General features: G+C 60.1%; 14 protein-coding genes. 2 read left to right on the top strand and 12 right to left on the bottom strand.

Going from position 1 to position 18,711, the window contains the following annotated elements; all coding sequences use genetic code 11:
- Positions 1-62 precede the first annotated feature (62 nt).
- Complete coding sequence (nhaA, locus tag CIK75_RS04585; protein WP_087000575.1) at positions 63-1,394, top strand: Na+/H+ antiporter NhaA; 1,332 nt, start codon at positions 63-65, stop codon at positions 1,392-1,394.
- Between the two features lie 88 nt (positions 1,395-1,482).
- Here the strand turns inward: nhaA and sufU are convergent, their stop codons facing one another.
- The 6 genes from sufU to glmU all read right to left on the bottom strand — a co-directional run bounded on the left by sufU (position 1,483) and on the right by glmU (position 7,521).
- Positions 1,483-1,947, bottom strand: coding sequence for a Fe-S cluster assembly sulfur transfer protein SufU (sufU, locus tag CIK75_RS04590; RefSeq protein WP_087000573.1), 465 nt, complete (start codon positions 1,945-1,947; stop codon positions 1,483-1,485).
- On the bottom strand, positions 1,944-3,221 hold the full coding sequence (locus CIK75_RS04595; protein ID WP_241895335.1) for a SufS family cysteine desulfurase: 1,278 nt from the start codon (positions 3,219-3,221) through the stop codon (positions 1,944-1,946). Before CIK75_RS04595 ends, sufU begins: the two co-directional genes overlap by 4 nt.
- Before the next feature lie 337 nt (positions 3,222-3,558).
- Positions 3,559-4,140 carry an aminoacyl-tRNA hydrolase gene (gene pth / locus CIK75_RS04600; RefSeq protein ID WP_087000569.1) on the bottom strand — a complete coding sequence of 194 codons (582 nt, stop codon included), beginning with the start codon at positions 4,138-4,140 and terminating at the stop codon, positions 3,559-3,561.
- Between the two features lie 17 nt (positions 4,141-4,157).
- Positions 4,158-4,778, bottom strand: coding sequence for a 50S ribosomal protein L25/general stress protein Ctc (locus CIK75_RS04605; protein WP_087000567.1), 621 nt, complete (start codon positions 4,776-4,778; stop codon positions 4,158-4,160).
- Positions 4,779-5,025: 247 nt separating this feature from the next.
- Positions 5,026-6,006: a ribose-phosphate diphosphokinase gene (locus tag CIK75_RS04610; RefSeq protein ID WP_087000564.1), complete on the bottom strand. Its 981-nt coding sequence runs from the start codon at positions 6,004-6,006 to the stop codon at positions 5,026-5,028.
- Positions 6,007-6,051: 45 nt separating this feature from the next.
- The gene (gene glmU / locus CIK75_RS04615; protein ID WP_096223294.1) at positions 6,052-7,521 is read right to left on the bottom strand and encodes a bifunctional UDP-N-acetylglucosamine diphosphorylase/glucosamine-1-phosphate N-acetyltransferase GlmU; all 1,470 of its coding nucleotides are present in this window, start codon (positions 7,519-7,521) and stop codon (positions 6,052-6,054) included.
- A gap of 425 nt (positions 7,522-7,946) precedes the next feature.
- On the opposite strand from glmU, the gene CIK75_RS04620 reads away from it, so the two are divergent.
- Entirely contained in the window at positions 7,947-9,137 is a 1,191-nt protein-coding gene (locus CIK75_RS04620; protein ID WP_096223295.1) for a DUF1972 domain-containing protein, read from the top strand.
- A 98-nt stretch (positions 9,138-9,235) separates the two neighbouring features.
- On the opposite strand, the gene CIK75_RS04625 is transcribed toward CIK75_RS04620, so the two are convergent.
- From CIK75_RS04625 to CIK75_RS04655, 6 genes are all read right to left on the bottom strand, one after another.
- A complete protein-coding gene (locus CIK75_RS04625) occupies positions 9,236-9,685 on the bottom strand; it encodes an adenylyltransferase/cytidyltransferase family protein (RefSeq protein ID WP_096223296.1) in 450 nt (149 codons plus the stop codon).
- Between the two features lie 76 nt (positions 9,686-9,761).
- Positions 9,762-11,336 (bottom strand): sugar transferase, encoded by a 1,575-nt coding sequence (locus CIK75_RS04630; protein WP_096223297.1) that lies wholly within the window; start codon positions 11,334-11,336, stop codon positions 9,762-9,764.
- Between the two features lie 826 nt (positions 11,337-12,162).
- Positions 12,163-13,179 carry an IS3 family transposase gene (locus tag CIK75_RS04640; protein ID WP_143413267.1) on the bottom strand — a complete coding sequence of 339 codons (1,017 nt, stop codon included), beginning with the start codon at positions 13,177-13,179 and terminating at the stop codon, positions 12,163-12,165.
- A complete protein-coding gene (locus CIK75_RS04645; RefSeq protein WP_096223300.1) occupies positions 13,077-13,379 on the bottom strand; it encodes a transposase in 303 nt (100 codons plus the stop codon). Before CIK75_RS04645 ends, CIK75_RS04640 begins: the two co-directional genes overlap by 103 nt.
- Positions 13,380-13,407: 28 nt before the next feature.
- Positions 13,408-15,945, bottom strand: coding sequence for an AAA family ATPase (locus tag CIK75_RS04650; RefSeq protein WP_343251889.1), 2,538 nt, complete (start codon positions 15,943-15,945; stop codon positions 13,408-13,410).
- A complete protein-coding gene (locus CIK75_RS04655) occupies positions 15,942-18,671 on the bottom strand; it encodes a helix-turn-helix transcriptional regulator (protein ID WP_143413268.1) in 2,730 nt (909 codons plus the stop codon). Before CIK75_RS04655 ends, CIK75_RS04650 begins: the two co-directional genes overlap by 4 nt.
- Positions 18,672-18,711 lie beyond the last annotated feature (40 nt).

Raw genomic sequence — 18,711 nt, forward strand, 5'->3', positions numbered from 1 at the left:
GTGAGCCGGGAAGTCTGGTCGGCAATGCAACAACCATGCCCACTCGAAGTTGAGGACGATTCATGACCAATCCCGAACCCGCCCCTCCACGCCAGACCATTCTGGGTCTGGGGAGCTATCGCGAATCCCAACGTATTGGTGCGATCCTGCGCAAGGAAACCGTCGGTGGACTGGTGCTCATCGTCGCGGCTGCCGTCGCGATTATCTGGGCGAACACGCCCTGGGGCGATAGCTACTTCGCCCTACGTGACCTGCACCTGAATATCCCGGTGCCGTGGATCGACCTCGATTTGAGTCTGGGCCATTGGGCCTCCGATGGCCTGTTGGCGGTGTTCTTCTTCCTGGTTGGCCTGGAATTGAAGAAGGAATTCGTGATTGGGGACCTTCGCGATTTCAGCAAGGCGATCGTCCCGGTCACCGCGGCCTTCGGCGGCGTGCTCATCCCGGCACTGATCTACGTGGCGCTCAACATCAGCGAGGGCGGCTCGACACTGCATGGCTGGGCCATCCCCACGGCCACCGACATCGCCTTCGCCGTCGCCGTTCTGGCGGTGATCGGCTCAAGCCTTCCCTCACCCTTGCGGATCTTCCTGCTGACCTTGGCCGTCGTGGACGATCTGATCGCCATCATGATCATCGCCATCGTCTATACGGACACCCTGGATTTCCTGTTCCTGGGTCTGGCCCTGATTCCCTTGGCCTTGTTCTTCTTCATCTCCCACCGGTACCAGAAGTACTTCGCCACCCGGGCCTGGACCGCCTGGGTCATCCTGTTGCCGCTGGGCATCGTCACCTGGGCTTTCGTGCTGCAGTCGGGTATCCACGCCACGGTGGCCGGGGTCCTCCTGGGCTTCTCCGTCCCGGTGCTCCGACACGACAAGAGGGAGGGTACGGGGGTCGCCGAGCGTTTCGAGCACCGCTTCCGCCCCTTGTCCTCCGGTTTCTGCGTACCGATCTTCGCGTTCTTCTCCGCGGGTGTGGCCATCGGCGGTGTCGAAGGCATCACCAAGGCCATGGCCGACCCGGTGGTCTGGGGCATCGTGGCCGGGCTGGTGCTGGGCAAGCCCATCGGCATTCTGGGCTCGACCTTCCTGCTCACCAAAACCCGACATGCCAATCTCGACCCGGCGGTGCGATGGGTCGACTTGCTCGGGGTGACCTTGCTGGCGGGTATCGGCTTCACCGTCTCACTGTTGGTTTCCGAGCTGAGCTTCGGGCTCGAGTCCCCGCACTACGAACATGCCAAGGTGGCCATCCTCACCGGTTCGTTGCTCGCCGCGGTCCTCGGCGCCGCCTGGCTCATTCCCCGCAACCGGAGGTACCGGAAGTGGGAATTGGAAGCGCAGCGAGACGATGACGCTGACGGCATCCCCGACGTCTACCAGCAAGACTGATCCGCCGGACGACGGCGGGAAGGATCCCGCCGTCGTCCGCTGGTCCGGAAACGGCCGGCCCCCCCTCCCGCGCGCCGTGGCGGGGACTCTAAAGACGTGCCGGCCCGGTGCCCGCGTCGAGGAGCGACTGTTCGGCAGCCACCCACGCCAACATCGCGCATTTGACCCGGGCGGGGAACTTCGAAACCCCGGCGAAGGCCGCAGCATCCCCCAGAACCTCCTCGTCCCCTTCGAGGCTTCCGCGTGAACGCATCAGGGTCCTGAACTCGTCGGTCAGCTCCACGAGGCTTCCCCTGCTGGACCCGGCAGCCAGTTCGGTCAGCACGGAGGCAGAGGCCATCGAGATCGAACATCCATCGCCTTCCCAACTGATCTTCGTGATCGTCTGGTCCTCTATTTCCACCCGAAGTCGAATTTGGTCGCCACAGACCGGGTTGTGCTGATGAGACTCCCCCCAGACATGCCCGGCCTCGGGGGTGATCAGTCCCTCCCCCCGACGTCGTTTGGCGTGGTCGAGGATCACCTGCTGGTATAGCTGTTCCAACTCACTCATGCGCCCACCCCGAAGAACCCCCGCACATCGGCCACCGCATTGAGGAACGTGTCCACGTCCTCGGCAGTGTTGTAGAGGTAGGTGCTGGCACGGGTGCTTGCCGTGACGCCCAGAGCACGATGCAACGGTTGCGCACAGTGGTGTCCGACGCGTACTGCCACCCCACGGCTGTCCAGGAACTGTCCCACGTCATGGGGGTGAACCCCCGGGATGTCGATGGTTGCCGTGCCGATACGCGCTCCCGTAGTGGGGCCCAGCTGGCGAATCCCCGGAATCGAGGCCAGACCGGCGGAGAGCCGTCCGCCCAGGTATTCTTCCCAGGCTGCGATCCGTTCCATCCCGACCTCGTCGAGGTAGTCCACGGCGGCGGCTAGTGCGACGGCCTGGGAGATCCGCTGGGTACCCGCCTCGAAACGGGTGGGTGCGGGCAGGAATTCGGCCCGTTCCATCGTGACGGAAGTGATCATCGAACCCCCCGTCAGGAAGGGGGGCATCGCATCGAGTAGTTCCCGGCGGCCGTAGAGTGCTCCGATGCCGGTGGGGCCCAGCATCTTATGGCCGGAGAACGCCATGAAGTCGACGCCTAGCGCCTTGACGTCCACGGGGAGGTGGGGCACCGATTGGCAGCCGTCCAGGACCGTGAGGGCACCCACGGTAGCGGCCAGGCGGACCAGTGCTGCGACATCGGTGACGGTGCCCAGGACGTTGGAGACGTGGGTGAAGGCTACGATCCGGGTGCGGGGCCCCACCAGATGAGCCGCCAGGTCCATGCGCAAGGCGCCTTCGGCGTCGACCGGGATGTATTTCAGGCTGGCACCGGTACGCGCTGCCAGTTCTTGCCACGGGATGAGGTTGGCATGGTGTTCGAGCTCGGTGACGAGGATCTCGTCCCCCGGGCCGAGGGCGAACTGCCGTCCGGCGTCGCCGCCGCGCCCAAGGCTGGCGTTGGAGAACGAATAGGTCAGCAGGTTCAGCGCCTCGGTCGCGTTCGAGGTCCAGACGATTTCCTCGGTGGCGGCGCCTACGAACCGCGCCGTCTTCTCACGGGCTTCCTCATAAATATCGGTGGCTTCCACCGCCAGGCTATGAGCTCCGCGATGGACGGCGGCGTTGAAGTTCTCGTAGAAGTGTTGCTCGGTATCGAGAACGGATTGAGGTTTCTGCGAGGTGGCGCCGGAGTCCAGATACACCAGGGGCACCGAATTGATGCTGCGTTCCAACAGCGTGAAGTCACCTCGCAGACGCCGCACTTCGGTGTCGTCCAACGGGGCCAGGGGCTGGTCGGTCTGATCCGCTCCGCGGGGGCCGGTAACTGTTTCCACGCTCGTTAAATCCTTGGATCGGGAATGATCGGCGGGGCATCGGCCCCGTGGATTCCGCAACGAATCCATGACCTAATGATCGCACGGTCCGGTGGGTGGGTTCACGTCAGTGCTGCCTTACCCACCGCCTGCGGGCATGAAAAAAGGGGCCGGTAGCAGGATGGGGGTGGCCCAGTCTCAGAGGCCTCCAGCTACCGGCCCCGCTTAAGGGAGCCATATGGCATGGATTGATAGTATGTGAAATTGTTGTCAAACAAAAACCGGACCGAATTTTCTGGGCACCGGCTGGCTAGACGCCATGATGTTTCTGCTGCGCCGCCTGCAGGCCCTCGCGAATGAGTAGTTCCGCGGCATCGGCGGCATCATCGAGCAGGAAGGGCAGTTCCTTGCGTTCGGTGGTGCCGAAATCGCGCAGCACGAAGTCTGCAGTTTCCATCCGTCCGGGAGGCCTGCCGACGCCGACACGGACCCGGTAGTAGTCCTTGGTCGACAAGGCCTTCGAGATATCGCGGAGTCCGTTATGGCCGCCTTCTCCCCCACCGAGCTTCATTTTAATGGTGTTGAAGGGAATATCGATTTCGTCATGAATCGCAATAATGTGCTCTGGATCCACATCGAAGAACCGGGCCAGGCCGGCGACCGGGCCACCCGAGAGGTTCATGTACGTCATCGGTTGGGCCAGAATCAGACGGGGACCGCCGATACCCAGGCGTCCTTCGAGGACCTGGGCGTTGGCCTTATGCGCTTTGAAGGAGCCGCCCAGACGGGTCCCCATCTCGCTGAGGACCATTTGGCCCACGTTATGCCTATTACGGGCGTAGCCGGGCCCGGGGTTTCCGAGCCCGGCTACGATCCAGGTGTTGCTTGCCATCAGAGCAGGTGGTTTCCCTACTCTGCAGACTCGGCGTCAGCCGGAGCGGCAGCCTCGGTGGCCTCGCCCTCTTCTTCTTCGTCGCCGAGATCCTGGACCTTCGGCTCATCGATGGTGGCGATGACGGTGTCTTCTTCGATCAGCAAGGTGACGCCCTTCGGCAGCACCAGATCGGAAGCCAGCACGTGGTTGCCGATTTCGCGGCCTTCGACGCTGACGGTGACCTGCTCGGGCAGGTTGGTGGCGTCGGCCTCAACGTAAACCGTGTAGGCATCGACCTCCAGGACGGCGCCCGGAGCAACTTCACCCTCGAGGTTGATGGAGACGTCAACGTTGACCTTCTCGCCCTTCTTCACGGTCAGCAGGTCGAGGTGATCGACGGTCTGGCGCAGCGGGTGGCGCTGGATGTCCTTGGCCAGCGCCAAGTGGGTCTTGCCCTCGACGTCGATGGTCAGCAGGGCGTTGGAGTAACGCACGGCCAGCGTGGTCTCCTGGTTCGGCAGCAGAACGTGCAGCGGCTCGGCACCGTGCCCGTAGATCACTGCGGGGATCTTGTAATCGCGGCGGGCCTTGCGGGCAGCACCCTTGCCAAAATCGGTGCGGATCTCTGCTGGCAGAACGACTTTGTCGTGAGTCATGGAATATCTCCTGGGATGATGGGGCTCTTGCGGTCTGTCCAGGCATTTCGGGGGTCCGGACACCGAGCGAAGCCGATCCCGCAGGATGGACGCCGAGGGCGTTGGGCCTTGTCGATCACGGAAGCCACCGGATGAACATCCGGCAGTTCCCTCGCCTGGGCACTGCGCACTAGTCTAGCAGCACGAAACGGGGCCGGTTTCCACTCGAAAGTGGAAACCGGCCCCGCCCCGTCGTCGTCGCTTGTTTTTAGGCGTTGCCGTCGAACAAGCTCGTGACCGATCCGTCTTCGAAGACCTCCTTGATCGCGCGGGCGATCAGCGGGGCAATCGACAGGACGGTGAGCTGTGCGAAACGCTTCGAATTCGGGATCGGCAGCGTATTGGTCACCACGACCTCACGGGCCCCCGATTCGGAGAGCCGCTGGGCTGCCGGATCGGAGAGCACTGCGTGGGTGGCAGCGATGATGACATCCTTGGCGCCGGCATCCATGAGCACGCGCACGGCACCCGAGATGGTGCCACCGGTGTCGATCATGTCGTCGATCAGTACGCAGGTACGGCCCTTGACCTGTCCGACGACGGTCTTGGAGATCGCCTGGTTCGGAACCGTCAGATCACGTGACTTGTGCACGAAGGCCAACGGTGCCCCGCCCAGTCGTTCGGCCCACTGTTCGGCGACCCGGACGCGGCCGGTATCCGGGGAGACGACGGTGACGTTGTCGACCTCGATGCGGGTGCGGATGTAATCGGCGAGCAACGGGATGGCGAAGAGGTGGTCAACCGGTCCGTCGAAGAAACCCTGGATCTGCGCGGTGTGCAGGTCCACGCTCATGACACGGTCAGCACCGGCGGTCCGGTAGAGGTCGGCGACCAGGCGGGCCGAGATCGGCTCGCGGCCGCGACCCTTCTTATCCTGACGCGCGTAGGGGTAGAACGGCGAGACCACGGTGATGCGGCGAGCGGATGCGCGCTTCATCGAATCAATCATGATCAGTTGTTCCATCAACCAGTTGTTCAAAGGTGCCGGGTGAGCCTGGATGACGAAAACGTCCTTGCCACGCACGCTCTCACCGGAGCGGACGTAGATCTCACCGTTGGCGAAGTCATAGGCAGATAAGGGCAGCAGTTCGGTATCGAGGGCCGAGGCTATCTCTTCGGCCAGCTCCGGGTGTGCACGGCCGGCGGCCAACACCAGCTTGTTGTCGACGTTGTGGCGCAGTTCGCTCATGTGTTCACTTTCTGACTCGGGAGGTTTTCGTGCTGTCTGGTGGGTTCAGTCGGTGGCAGGAAGTGGGTTGGCATCGGTGGTGGTGCGGCTGGCGTGCGCAGCTGCCTCTGCGGCGGCACTCCCGGGACGCTTGGCCTCGGTCCAGCCTTCTTTGTTGTGTTGCGGGGCCACGGACAGGGCCAAGGCCCCGGCCGGAACGTCTTTGCGCACGATGGCCCCGGCGCCGGTGTAGGCACCATCGCCGATGCTCACGGGCGCAATGAACACGGTGTTGGAACTGGTGCGCACATGCGAGCCGATCACGGTGCGGTGCTTATTGACGCCATCGTAGTTGGCGGTGATGTTGCCGCAACCGATGTTGCTGTATTCGCCAATCTCCGCGTCCCCCGCATAGCCCAGGTGGGAGAGCTTGGAACCACGGCCGACCGTGACATTCTTCGTTTCGTAAAAGGCCCCGATCTTGCCGGCTTCTCCCAGGTTCGTGCCCGGGCGCAAGTAGGCGAAGGGTCCCACCGAGGCGCCGGCTGCGATGACCGATGACGTCACGTCGCTGCGCTTGACGACGGCGTTCTGGCCCACTTGGGTGTCGGTCAGTGTGGAATCCGGTCCGATGACACTTCCGGTGCCGACTGCCGTGGACCCGTGGAGCTGGGTGCCAGGCTTAATGGTCACGTCCGGGGACAGCGCGACCGAGGCGTCGACCCAGGTAGTCTGCGGATCGATGACCGTCACACCGGCCCGCATCCACTGCTCGAGGATGCGGCGGTTCATTTCCTTGCCCAGCGAAGACAGCTGGGCCCGATCATTGGCCCCTTCGACCTGCCACCGGTCCGAGGTGACCACGGCAGCAACGCGTCCGCCGTCGTTGCGGGCGATACCCAACACGTCGGTCAGATACATTTCGCCCTGCGCGTTGTCGGTGGTGACAGTGGCCAGTGCGTTGCGCAGGACCTCGGCATCGAAGGCATAGATCCCGGAGTTGACCTCGTTGATGGCCAGCTGTTCTGCCGTGGCGTCCTTATGCTCGACGATCCCCTCCACGGTGCCGTCGGCGGAACGCACGATGCGGCCGTAGCCGGTCGCGTCAGAAAGTTCAGCGGTCAGAACGGTCACGGCATTACGCTCATTCTCGTGCGCGGTGACGAGGCTACCAATGAGCTCGGTCGTCAACAAGGGGACGTCGCCGTAGGTCACCACCACGGTTCCCGTGAGGTCGCCAGGAAGCTGGTCGAGACCGACCTGGACAGCACGTCCCGTTCCCGGGATCTCGTCCTGATCGGCGATAGTGATGGCCGGTTCGATATCGAGCAGGTGCTTGACGACGATTTCTCGTTCGAAGCGGACGACAGCTACCAGGCGTTCGGGCTGCAACCCCTGGGCCGCAGCGATCGCGTGTCCGACGAGGGAACGTCCGGCAATCTCATGCAAGATTTTCGGCTTCGCGGATTTCATTCGGGTTCCGGCACCTGCTGCGAGGACGATGACGGCGGCCGGTGTGGTGGCTTCCACGCTCAAGTTCTGAACTCCCTGCGATGTTGGCGTCTGCGGACCCGGAGTCCGGGCCAGCCCAGTCTACCGCTTCAAGTTGGGAGCCGTATCCGCGTCGGCCGAAGATGTACCGGCGTATTCTCGAGCAGGCACCGTTCAGGCTGCATCAGCTGGAGGCACGCACGATAGCCGTTTTCGTCCAGGTGCAGCAGTATCGATAACCACGATTCAAGTACTCTTCAGCCCAAAACGAGTAGTAGTCACGGGTCCGCCGCCCAGGACTGCTACGTATGCTCAAGAGCATCGGCACGCTTGTCCGCGTTCAGACCCGACTACCTCCGCGGAGGCCGCCACCTTGCTGGCTACACGTCACCGTAGATCCCGGAGAGTAGACGTGTCATTGCACGACGGAGCCCGGGCACCGCGACGCACTACATCGACTGGGGAGATCAATGTTCAAGAATCGTGAAAAGAGTACGGGCCCACTATCTGTGGCTCTCGTGGGAACTAGAGGCGTACCTGCACGCTATGGCGGTTTCGAAACCGCCATCGAGGAAGTCGGGCGCCGGTTAGTCGAACGCGGCCATGAAGTGGTGGTGTACTGCCGTCGGCCTGAAGCCGGCGCCCCGCAACCCGACGAGTATTTGGGCATGAAGCTGGTGCACCTGCCTGCCATGCGCCGGCGGACATTGGAAACCCTGAGTCACACAGGCCTATCAGCTGCGCATTTGCTACGTCATCGTACCGATGCGGCCATCGTTTTCAATGCCGCAAATGCGCCGTGGTTGCCGCTGCTACGAGCAGCGAAGATCCCCGTGGCCACCCACGTAGACGGTTTGGAATGGCAACGAGCCAAATGGGGTCCACTCGGCAGCCGGTACTACCGAACCTGCGAATCCCTCGCAGTCCGCTGGTCTGATGCACTCATTGCCGACGCCGAAGGCATCGCCGAGTACTACACCGACCGATTTCATGCACCCACGAGCTTGATCACCTACGGAGCCCCGTTGCTCGATTCCGAGGCCTCGGACCGACTTGCGGAACTGGAGTTGGAAGCGGGGCGCTACCATTTGGTAGTTGCTCGTTTTGAACCGGAGAACCACGTCGACATCATTGTCGACGGTTACGCCCGTAGTTCAGCCAAACTCCCCTTAGTGGTCGTTGGATCGGCGCCCTATAACGACGTTTACACCCGAAAGGTCCATTCCTTAGCGGACTCCCGCGTCCGGTTCCTCGGTGGTGTTTGGGACCAGGAGCAGTTGGATCAGCTCTATGCGAATTCGGCGGTCTATTGGCACGGGCATTCAGTTGGCGGTACCAATCCATCTCTGCTGAGAGCTTTAGGAGCCGGAACTGCAGTCAACGCGTTTGATGTTGGCTTCAACCGTGAAGTCCTGCGTTCCGCAGGAGAATTCTTTCAAACGGCGGCAGACATTCCCGCCTTAGTCCAGAGCGCTGAGTCCGACCGAACAGCGCTGGAGTCACGTGCAGCCCAATCCCGCCTCGAGGCCGGTCGATATGATTGGGACATCGTTGCCCGAGACTACGAACGACTTTGTTTCAAACTGCGAGACGACGCCCAAGGGCCGTTACGTGCCTCGCGCCGCAAGTCTCCCACTCGATCGACCAGCAGCATCAAGTAGTCACCGAAGAAGGTGGGTGGGTTCGGAAAAGATATCCGAATCCACCCACCTTCCCTCATTCCAAGTTCTTCGAAGTTCACCCCATTGCTGGGGCCGGATTAATTACTGGTCTGCAGTGCCGGCATGGGCCGCCGGTTCAATGCTTGAAGAGCCTCCCGGAGCTTCGTCGACGAGGTATGCATCGTGTAAGGGAAATACACGACCTCGACGTTGACTTCAGAGAAGCGGCGCTCAAGCTCCAGGCCTTTGGCCGTCCCGCGCCAATCATCGCCCTTGAAGAAGATGTCGAATCCGACGTCTCTCCACGTTTCTACCCGATCCGGCTTCGTCTCCGCGACGGCTCGATCCACGCATCCCAGGCTACTCACGATTTCCAATCGTTCTCGCAATGGCACAACTGGCTCCACACCCTTCGTAGCAAGGCAGAGTTCATCGGAGACGACTCCAGCAATGAGAAAGTCGCAGCGTTCCTTTGCCATACGAAGAATGTTCAGGTGCCCAACATGGAAGAGGTCAAAAGCTCCTGCTGCGTAGCCAATCCGTGTCATGAGTCGGACCTTTCTGAAGTGAATGTAACTGGAATGAACCCGAGGCTGGAACTCAAGATTTGAAGGTAGTGCCCCATCAGTAGGCGCCTGCCGGACTCACCATGACTTTGAAGGTCCGCCACATGATCATCAGATCCCCAGTTACGGACCAGTTCTCCACGTAGTAGAGGTCGAGCCGCACGCTTTCTTCCCAATCGAGGTCTGAACGACCGTTGACTTGCCAGAGTCCTGTCACGCCAGGCTTGATGTACAAGCGCCGATGTGTATGACCTTCGTAGGCCTCTACCTCGACTGGGAGCGGAGGACGAGGCCCAACCACCGACATGTCCCCTTTGAGGACGTTATAGAACTGAGGCAGTTCGTCGAGGGAGTACTTACGCAGCCATCTGCCAACATGGGTCACCCGTGGGTCATGTTTCAGTTTGAACAGCGGCCCGGCTCCTTCATTTAGGCCGGCCAGTTCATCTAAGTCTTGCTCCGCGGTTTCGACCATGGAACGGAACTTATACATGGCGAATGGCTGCCCGTTCCGTCCCGTACGTTCTTGCTTGAAAAAGACACCGCCCTCGCTATCGCGGCTGATCAGGAAGCCGATCAGCAGAAAAACAGGCGAGAGCAGCACCAACGCGATCGAGGCAACAGCAAAATCCATGACTCGTTTGCCGACATGGCGGAGTCCCGTGAACGTCGGTAGCTCGACGTGCATCAGTGGTAACCCCTCAACGGGGCGCATGCTGATCCGTGGACCAGCCACGTTGGTCAGTGACGACACGAGGATGACTTCAGTCCGCGCACGTTCGAGCCGCCAACCCAGATCTTGAATGGCCCGTTGTCCTCCCTGAAGCGCCCCAGCAACCACAACGGCATCGGCACCCAGCCTGCTGACACTCTCCTCGATCCCCGCCCCGCCACGGATGACCGGCAAGTTGGGGTTCGTCGCACGAATCAGAGCTTCGGCATCCGCGTCGGCTTCACCGTCGACGACCACACCGACGACGCGGTAGGCGGCTCCAGTTTTCTTGGCCAGTTGCCTCACCACGTAGGGCGTGTCCTTGGCCTGGCCGTAGACGAGCACGTCGCTCAGGGCATGGCCCAATGCGCGCTGCTTCTGAAGCCAGTGCCTCCAGCCCCAGCGCCCGAGTAGTAGCACTATGAGCCCTATCGGCAGTGAGAGGATCACAAAGGTTCGCAGGCCGGTATCGGTGCCAAGCAGCGCTATAACAGCGATGAAACCAGCCAATGTGAACGTAGCATCAACTACAGCCTTGTATTCGAAAACCCCGATAGCGATCCGGCCAGCAGCGCGGCTTTGGAAGAGCTGCAGGCTGGTCAGCCAGCAAATGGCGACGCCGAGTGCCAAGAGCGCGGTTCGCGTGACGCCTGCATCCTGGACGGATGACGAACCAGAGACACGTGAGACATACTCACCGAAGGCACCCATTTGCGCCATGCCGAGGCTAAAAGCGATTCCTGGGATTGATACAGCAATGGTGACTAGCAGGGCATCGGTCACAAGGAGCCGGCGCCGGTAACGGTTGCGCCAATGAACGGCGGTAGCGCGCCGCGGCGCAACGGGATGGGCAACAGCTGACGACCAACGTGGCTGCAAGCCGAGGTGCGCGCTGGAGATTCGATCGCTGAGCTGTGTCATCGGCTCTCCTCGAGCCCAGGCAGTGAAATCCGAACAGAATAAACAATTGGTGTTGCAGCAACGCGCCCAATCATCAGGTCCCCCAACAAAGTCCATACCGGCATCCCGACCGTATCTAGGGCCGGCAGGCCTTCAACCAAGGCCAAGTAGGACTGACGTTATGATGTGAATTTGCTCGGTACACGAGTGAAGAGGTACTTGTTTTTGCCCCTTTTGCTCGTACTAGAACACCCACTTCGTACTCACCGCGTACACCTGCTTGTTTTCGGGAGTTTGCTGGTCGTACATGAAGAAACAAACAGCCTTCGAGTGGCCGTCACCAACGAAACTGCCCCGCCTCCGTCATTCATCAGGACGGAGGCGGGGCATCAGGTTAAGGAGTCGGCGGCCGCTGGGGGGCTGAACCTCGCAAGGCTCACTAACCGCCGACTCCGCTTTTGGGGATTCGCCAGCTTCCATAAGCGCATTCACAGGCCAGCGTTTCGTTGGACATCAGAGGGGATGGCCCCCCGTCGTCCTACAGTCGATCCTACGGACCGGGGGCTGGTCTCACACGCGTGTCATATACCCCAACTGAGACTCGAAACTACGCAAGTCACGACGGGTTCCTACCTGTAAGGAAACGCAGCTCCATGAGTTCCGAGCGTTCTGAGATCCCCAGCTTGGAAAAGACTCGGTACAAATGACCTTCAACTGTTCGTTGTGACACGGTCAAGGCCTTGGCAATCCGAGCATTGTTGTGGCCTCCGCGAGCTAGCTCAACAATTTCTTCCTCACGGCTCGTTGCGGTCGTCAAGTTATTGAGACAGTTTCGTAGTGGTTTTCTTTACGCGGCCAGGGGTTCCTGAACACGGGTTTGGTGGCTGGCCAAGGCAATTGCTGGTGGGATGCCGCCGGCCCGGCGATTTGGCCTGCGCCGGTTGTACCAGGACTCGATGTAGTCCATGACCGCGTTCCTGGCAGCGAGGCGGGTGGCGAAGTGCTCGTGGTGGTAGAACTCGGTCTTCAAATGCGAGAAGAAGTTCTCTGCGACGGAATTATCCCAGCACACGCCCACGGCACCCATCGACTGGGTGATCCCGTTGCCTGAACACCATGCTTGGAATTCCTCGGACGTGTATTGCGCCCCTCTGTCGCTGTGAAAAATAGTGCCCGGATCAACGAAATGGCAGTGGTCCCGTGCCATTCTCAGCGCCGAGGTGCAGAGGCTGGCGCGCATGTGATCGGCCATGGACCAGCCGATGACCATACCCGTGCAGAGATCGATCACCGTGGCTAGGAAGAGCCATCCTTCACCTGTTTTCAGGTAGGTGATGTCCCCGACCAGCCGGGTGCCGGGGGCATCGGAGGTGAAGTCCCTTCGGCCGTCTTCATCGAGCATGTGGTTCTCGATGTGGGCGGTCTTGGCCTGGGGATCCTGCACGGTTGTGGCTTTCCATGCCTTCGTGCGCACCGCCCGCAGGCCATTGGCCCGCATGATCGCCCCGACGGTCGGGGCCGAGACCTTGGTCCCGACGGCGTTGAGCATCAGGGTCAGTTGATCTCGTCCGGCGCGCTGTTTTTCCTTGCTGAACAGCGTGGTCACTGCCTCGGTGAGCTGCTCGTGGCGCACCGCCCTCGGCGTAGGGCCCGCAGGGCGGCGCCAACGGTAGAACGATGCCCTGGAGACTTTCAGCGTCCGGCATAGCCAGGCGATGGAGTGGTTGGCCTTCTCTGCTTCGATGAAATCGTAGAAGTCCTCTACTTCTGCTTCGCGGCAAAGAAGGCGCTGACTTTTCCCAGGAACTCGACCTCGGCCTTCAGCTTCGCATTCTCTGCCAGTGTTTTTTGGTGTTCGACCCAAGGCACCGGGCCCTTGGCTTGGGCGGTGCCGGTCGTCTCGGGGTTCGCCAGACGGTACCTGCGGACCCAGTTGCCCAGGGTGCTTGGTTTCACGCCGATTTCGGTGGCGACCTGGTTTACCGAGCGGTCCGATCCCAGGACGAGGCGGACTGATTCTTCACGGAAGGCTGGATCGTAGTTCTTCTTGCTGCTGGCGGTCATCTGAAACGAGGGCTCCAATCAAGCTGTCTCACAAAACCATACGGCCGCACGTCAGCTCTGCCAGCGACAGTGTCTGAGCGACAAACGTATCTGGGGTGAGCTGATGCTCATGCACCAGCTCTTTGAGTTCCCGCAGCACCGCACCGCACGCTCTTGCGTCTCCCTGGGTGGAATATATCCTGGCCGCACGAGCCAGAGCTTCCGCAGCTACGCGGTACTCTCCTGCTTCCGCTGCTCGTACGGCGTGCTCATGCAACGCTATCGGATCTCCGACTAGCGTTGGCGCCGCCAGCCGAGTGAGAATCGCAGCGCGCGGCCCCTCCATTTCTGCCGACAGATTAAACAGCATGTCGTTCTGAGCAGTGCTTCCCCGAGTCACTTTTTCAATCCTTGATACGGACATTGCGAGTACTTCACGAGCGATCAATGGGTAGGAAATCAATTCCTCGGACTCGCTGCCCGCGATTCCTGCGGACACTGCCCGCTCCAATAAGAAACGAGGAGAAGCCGTCGGTTCCTTGCCTCCTGCACTTTGTGTCAAAGCTTCTTGCCCATCCGATCCGACAAGGCCGTCCAGCATCGTTCTGTTTTCACCAAGCCGCATACTGACCGGGGTAACGGAGAATTCATACATGGCCAGCGCCAACGACAACAATTGCAAGGGATCTCGCAATTTGAACTCAGAAATTGAGTCCAAAAATGTTTGATGCGCCAATTCTGTCTTCCCTTGAAGCAATTGGCGTAGCCCCTCCAGCAACGCCAGAGTTCCATGTTCATACAGAAGACGCCGAACCGAAGTTCCCCGTCGTTTCGCTAAGAATTCCTCCGCTTCGGTGTATCTCCCTGCAAATAGAAGACTCCAAGCGATCCGGAATCGCACGTGCAAGGCATATTTGTTGGAGTTTGGCACCGCCCCTTCCACTTCACGCATCGCCTGTTTGGCGAGCTCAAGAGCGGTCTCAGTCTTCCCTTCCACCGAGTACAGATCCGTAAGGAGAATCAGAGCTACCACCCGCCCTTCTGATGCCGCCTCCGAGCCGTCTAACAGGGAATGCACCTTTTGGATGCAGCGTTCTCCTGATCCAGAGTTGTTCGTTCTGCGCCACGTTTTCAGCAGACTGGAAGTGTGGCGATACTGGTCATTTTGCAGTGCGAAGGCTGCCCTATTGTGCGCCTCGCCTGAACGTCGATCCCATATTTCGTCAAGGTAGTCCAGTTCCTGATTGCTTGCTCCCAACAGCAGGAGAGTCTTAGCAAGGAGGTTCAGAGCCTGCTGCAGCACAGTAGGGTCTTCGGTTCTTTCGGCCAGCCGCGTTAGCGTTGCTCGGGCCGAATAATATCTGCCTAAGCCCAGCAACGTCCAGGACTCGGTCAAGATGCCTCCATCCGAGCTCGAGGAAACACCGGCAACTGCACAAATCTTCCACGCTAACTGATAGTCCAAATCACTATTGGCCTGCGTAGCCGCTTGCAGCACCACCTCATCTGGAATATCAGCGGAAACTTCAAGCCCCCACAGAACCTGTATTGGCGTCAGTGGCAACTTCAGAGTCTGGCGGCACTCGTTCCATTGTGTATGTAGCTCCAGGCTTCTCCCCGGAGCCGTGATGTGTCGAAGAACGCTGCCATGGATTTCCGCTCTGATTTGGATCAGACCGGCCCGATCAGCAACCAGAATTCCGGCTTCGATGAGGTGTCTGTAATGCCCACCCCCGCAAGCAGCCAGAAGTGCCCGCGGCTGTGAACCACCTAATGCCAAGACTTCCAACGCCCGTTGTTGTCCGACCGGCAAATAGGAATGCATCTCGCGTACTAGGTCTATGAGTTCTTCATCCGGTTCGGGCGCCATCCGGGCAAACATCCACCGTGATCGTGTTTCCGTTCCCGCAGCTAGCGGCTCAGCAGCGTCGACCAACACACCTTGATCTAGGGAGGAACGGACAAAGGCAGTGACGAAACTGGGGTTTCCACCGCTCATGGCTCGGATCACCTCGACGGTTCCGTCAGTTAGTTCGCCACCGGTCAAGTCCTGGGCCAGTGCGCGTACTCCCTCAGTATCCAAGGGTTGAACCACAATAGTCACCACGAGACCAGTTTCCGTGAGTGAGAACAGTGTAGAGTCCCCCTCGATGCGTCCAGCCCCGATGGCGATCAGCTTGATCGCTGCATTCTCAACCAACATTGACAGCGCAAACGACGTTTCAGCGTCCAAGAACTGGGCATCTTCCACGACCACGATGGGAGGGGTCTGACTCGTTTCCGTGCTGGCAATCAGGGTATGGATCTCTCGCAACACCTGGACCGGATCCTCCGTCCGCTCCAATGTACTCAGATAAGGAGACAGCGCACCGTAGGGCATTTTTGACAGGGTGCTGCTGCAATGCAGCCTCATCATCGGAGTCGCTATCTCGGGTTGCGCCAAGACGGAACGGACCAAGCGGGTCTTACCAGTTCCTGGACTGCCGATCACCAGTACTCCTCCCTGACGTGGTGATTGGAGAACCTTGAGTAGTTCAGCGAATTCAGGAGTTTCGTGGGGCTGCTTCCGACGTGCCGGGTAGATCACTGTGCGCTCACCGCAATCCGATCTGCCCCATCCAGATCTGCCAATTCCTGCCTGTTTCGAACGTGGAGTTTGGAATAGACCTGATAGAGGTGGCCTTCAACAGTCCTGACGGAGACACCGCTCAGGCGGGCAATAGCCGCGTTGGACATCCCCGCGATAACTCTCCGGGCTATTTGTGCTTCTCGTTTCGTGAGCTCACGCATCCACATCGGTTCTTCTCTTTCAGCCTGCGCGAGTTCGGCTTCTCCAATGGGCGCGGCGTCTTCAATACGGCGGAACCGAGCAACGACAGCGCCAAGCCGCCGCCGTTCTCTGTGGCCGAGCATAGCCAGCAATGCATTCCCGGGCTCTACCGCAAAGATCACTTGCCCCAAGTCAATGAGTTGTTCCAAAGCTTCAGCAAGCATCGCCGCATCAACGGTCAACACACTTCGAGCCAGCTTCACGTAGCAATCGGCTACTGGCCCTTGTCGTTCACTGTCCAAAGCGATGAGACGTGGGGCAGCATCGGCGTCGCCCATTCGCAGAGCCATCGCCAGCGAGTTCATTTCCAGGATCCGACTGCCCCCTCGCCGAGCTCTCTCGGCCATCACGTTCAACCGTAAAGCCGCAGTCTCCGGGGTATCCAGGATCGCAACGGTCATCGAGGCAAACACTTCCGACGCCCAGGTGAAGAAGTTCATGGGTGTAGTTCGTTCCAAGACAGTTTGGGTTCTTGATAGCACCTCAAGCGCTTCGGAGCCCCGTTCCTGGTCCGCCAGGCAGAAGGCCACGGCGGCCTCGACGACCGTACGCTGTACCGTTTCTGGCGTTACTGACAGCTGCTGGAAAGATGGCCAAAGAGTTCCCAAAGCTGTGTCAGACCCACCCGACAGGCCGTCGAGAATACCGAGAACTGTCTCTCCAAAAGTGATCGCCCGCGGGTTCTCGTAGGTCCCGTCGGCAAGCTTTCGAGCCGTATCGGCAGATTCCCACCATTCGCCGGCCAAAAGCTCTACCCGCAGCATGGAGATTTCAATATCCGCGCAATCCGCTGAGGTCAGAACTTGGTCAAGGACGCCAGTGTTGCGAAGTCCTTCGATATCGGAGCGGATGTGTTTCACGATTCCCATGGCCTTCTCCGGAGTCGTGGACATCGCCCAAGCCTCCGCTTGCACCGCCATGGCACCCAACTGGAGAGCTTCCGTGGCCCACAACGTTGCATGCCCCCTACCGAGAGTACTGCCTTCAAGGGAGGAGCTCCGCTCGTCGTCGTCGTCTGCTGATGAATGAATGGTTCGCAAGGGCGCATCACCGTAGAACAGTCCCTCGACCAGGGCTGGTCTTCCGTCCACGAGCGCCATACGTGCACGCATGATGCTCACCATCTGACGCGCCTCGATCAATCGTGTGTCATCGGGCTGCTCCACGACAGCCGCGGAAATCGTCTCAATTGCCCTAGCGATCGTGGATCCTGCCCGTCCATTGCGTCCAAGAATTATCAAGGCATCGACTTCGGCCTTGAGAATTGACATCTGACAAAGCGAGTCCTTGGCCCAGGAATCAGCGGTGTAGCCGCCATGCTCCGCATATTCCTCAATGACGGCCACCGATGCCTCGAAGTTTCCTAACTCCAACATCGCGTTTACTTCCGTCATGACTTTTGCTGCCTGTGCATCCACGTGCAGTTTGCTCAGCGTCAGGTCAATATTTTCGGGCTGATCCTCCTGAACACGATCGCGTAGCAAATGGGCCATCAGCGGAATCTTGATCCGCACCTCTCCCTTTGGTTTTTCACTGACAGTGATCAGACCGCGAGTTCTGAGGACGCCGATCGTATCCGCCATCCCCACGCGGTATAAACAATCCAGATCAACAGGACCCCCGTAAGCCAACAAGCCCAGCAGTTCGCACTGTCGGACTTCAAGTCCGTCGAGGGCTCGCGAAGCGTGGGCTCTCATCGCTGGTCCGACGTTCAAGGCTCCCTGAACGAAAACCCAGTACCCTCCTTGACGCGCAAGCTTTTCGTTGGCGACCAATTCGCGTACCAGTTGGTGCAGGAGGTCGCGATTACTGAGGGTCAGGCGCCACAGCGCAGCTGCAGCGAACATTGAAATCGGTCCGCCTAGCTCCTTCTCCAGATAAAGCCGGGTTTGCCTGACATCCATGTTGGGGACTGCTACCAACGCCAATCGACCAGAGCGGTGCAGCGCGAGAATATCTGCCGGTAGTTGACCGAGGCGTTCGCAAGCAACTACCAGACAGATTTTGTTCATGGCAGCCAACTGGGCAAGGACCGCCGCGGAGTCGTCGTCTATGAGATCAGGACTTCCCAAAGTCACGACCGTGCGACCCTCCTCGCTGCCCAGCAGCTCAGCCAGCGCGTGAACCAACTCATGCCGGGTCCCCAGCTGATTCTCCTTTACCTGTGCCAGCATGAAGGAAAGGACGCCGTGCTTGATGCGGGCAGCGTAGGCGCTGCCGATCAAGTGAATGACTGGTGGGGCAGGGCGGAGGTTTTCAAGGGCCTCGTCGAACGCGGCTCGGCGTCCGCTACCGGGGGCGCCAACGAGGACCGCTCCGGTGCTGCTGCTGCCCACAATTTCCCGCAAAGTACGTGATGGATGCGGAATAGCAGACATAGAAGCCCCTGCCGTCGCACCCCTACTGACGATGCTGGAATATTGAATTGTTGTCTTCGATGAAAACTGCACGACCCCTACCGTCCCCAGTTCGGCTAAATTCACGGACTCGACACGTAAAGCATCACGCCCTCCCGAAAATCAG

The organism is Glutamicibacter sp. BW78 (genome assembly GCF_002332245.1).
Lineage (GTDB): Bacteria > Actinomycetota > Actinomycetes > Actinomycetales > Micrococcaceae > Arthrobacter_H > Arthrobacter_H rhombi_A.

Bases quoted from the DNA above. Each gene is read 5' to 3' on its own strand.
- CIK75_RS04630 (WP_096223297.1), bottom strand. From the start codon at position 11,336: ATGACACAGCTCAGCGATCGAATCTCCAGCGCGCACCTCGGCTTGCAG.
- CIK75_RS04625 (WP_096223296.1), bottom strand. From the start codon at position 9,685: ATGACACGGATTGGCTACGCAGCAGGAGCTTTTGACCTCTTCCATGTT.
- CIK75_RS04645 (WP_096223300.1), bottom strand. From the start codon at position 13,379: ATGACCGCCAGCAGCAAGAAGAACTACGATCCAGCCTTCCGTGAAGAA.
- CIK75_RS04605 (WP_087000567.1), bottom strand. From the start codon at position 4,778: ATGACTCACGACAAAGTCGTTCTGCCAGCAGAGATCCGCACCGATTTT.
- pth (WP_087000569.1), bottom strand. From the start codon at position 4,140: ATGGCAAGCAACACCTGGATCGTAGCCGGGCTCGGAAACCCCGGGCCC.
- CIK75_RS04610 (WP_087000564.1), bottom strand. From the start codon at position 6,006: ATGAGCGAACTGCGCCACAACGTCGACAACAAGCTGGTGTTGGCCGCC.
- CIK75_RS04620 (WP_096223295.1), top strand. From the start codon at position 7,947: ATGTTCAAGAATCGTGAAAAGAGTACGGGCCCACTATCTGTGGCTCTC.
- sufU (WP_087000573.1), bottom strand. From the start codon at position 1,947: ATGAGTGAGTTGGAACAGCTATACCAGCAGGTGATCCTCGACCACGCC.
- nhaA (WP_087000575.1), top strand. From the start codon at position 63: ATGACCAATCCCGAACCCGCCCCTCCACGCCAGACCATTCTGGGTCTG.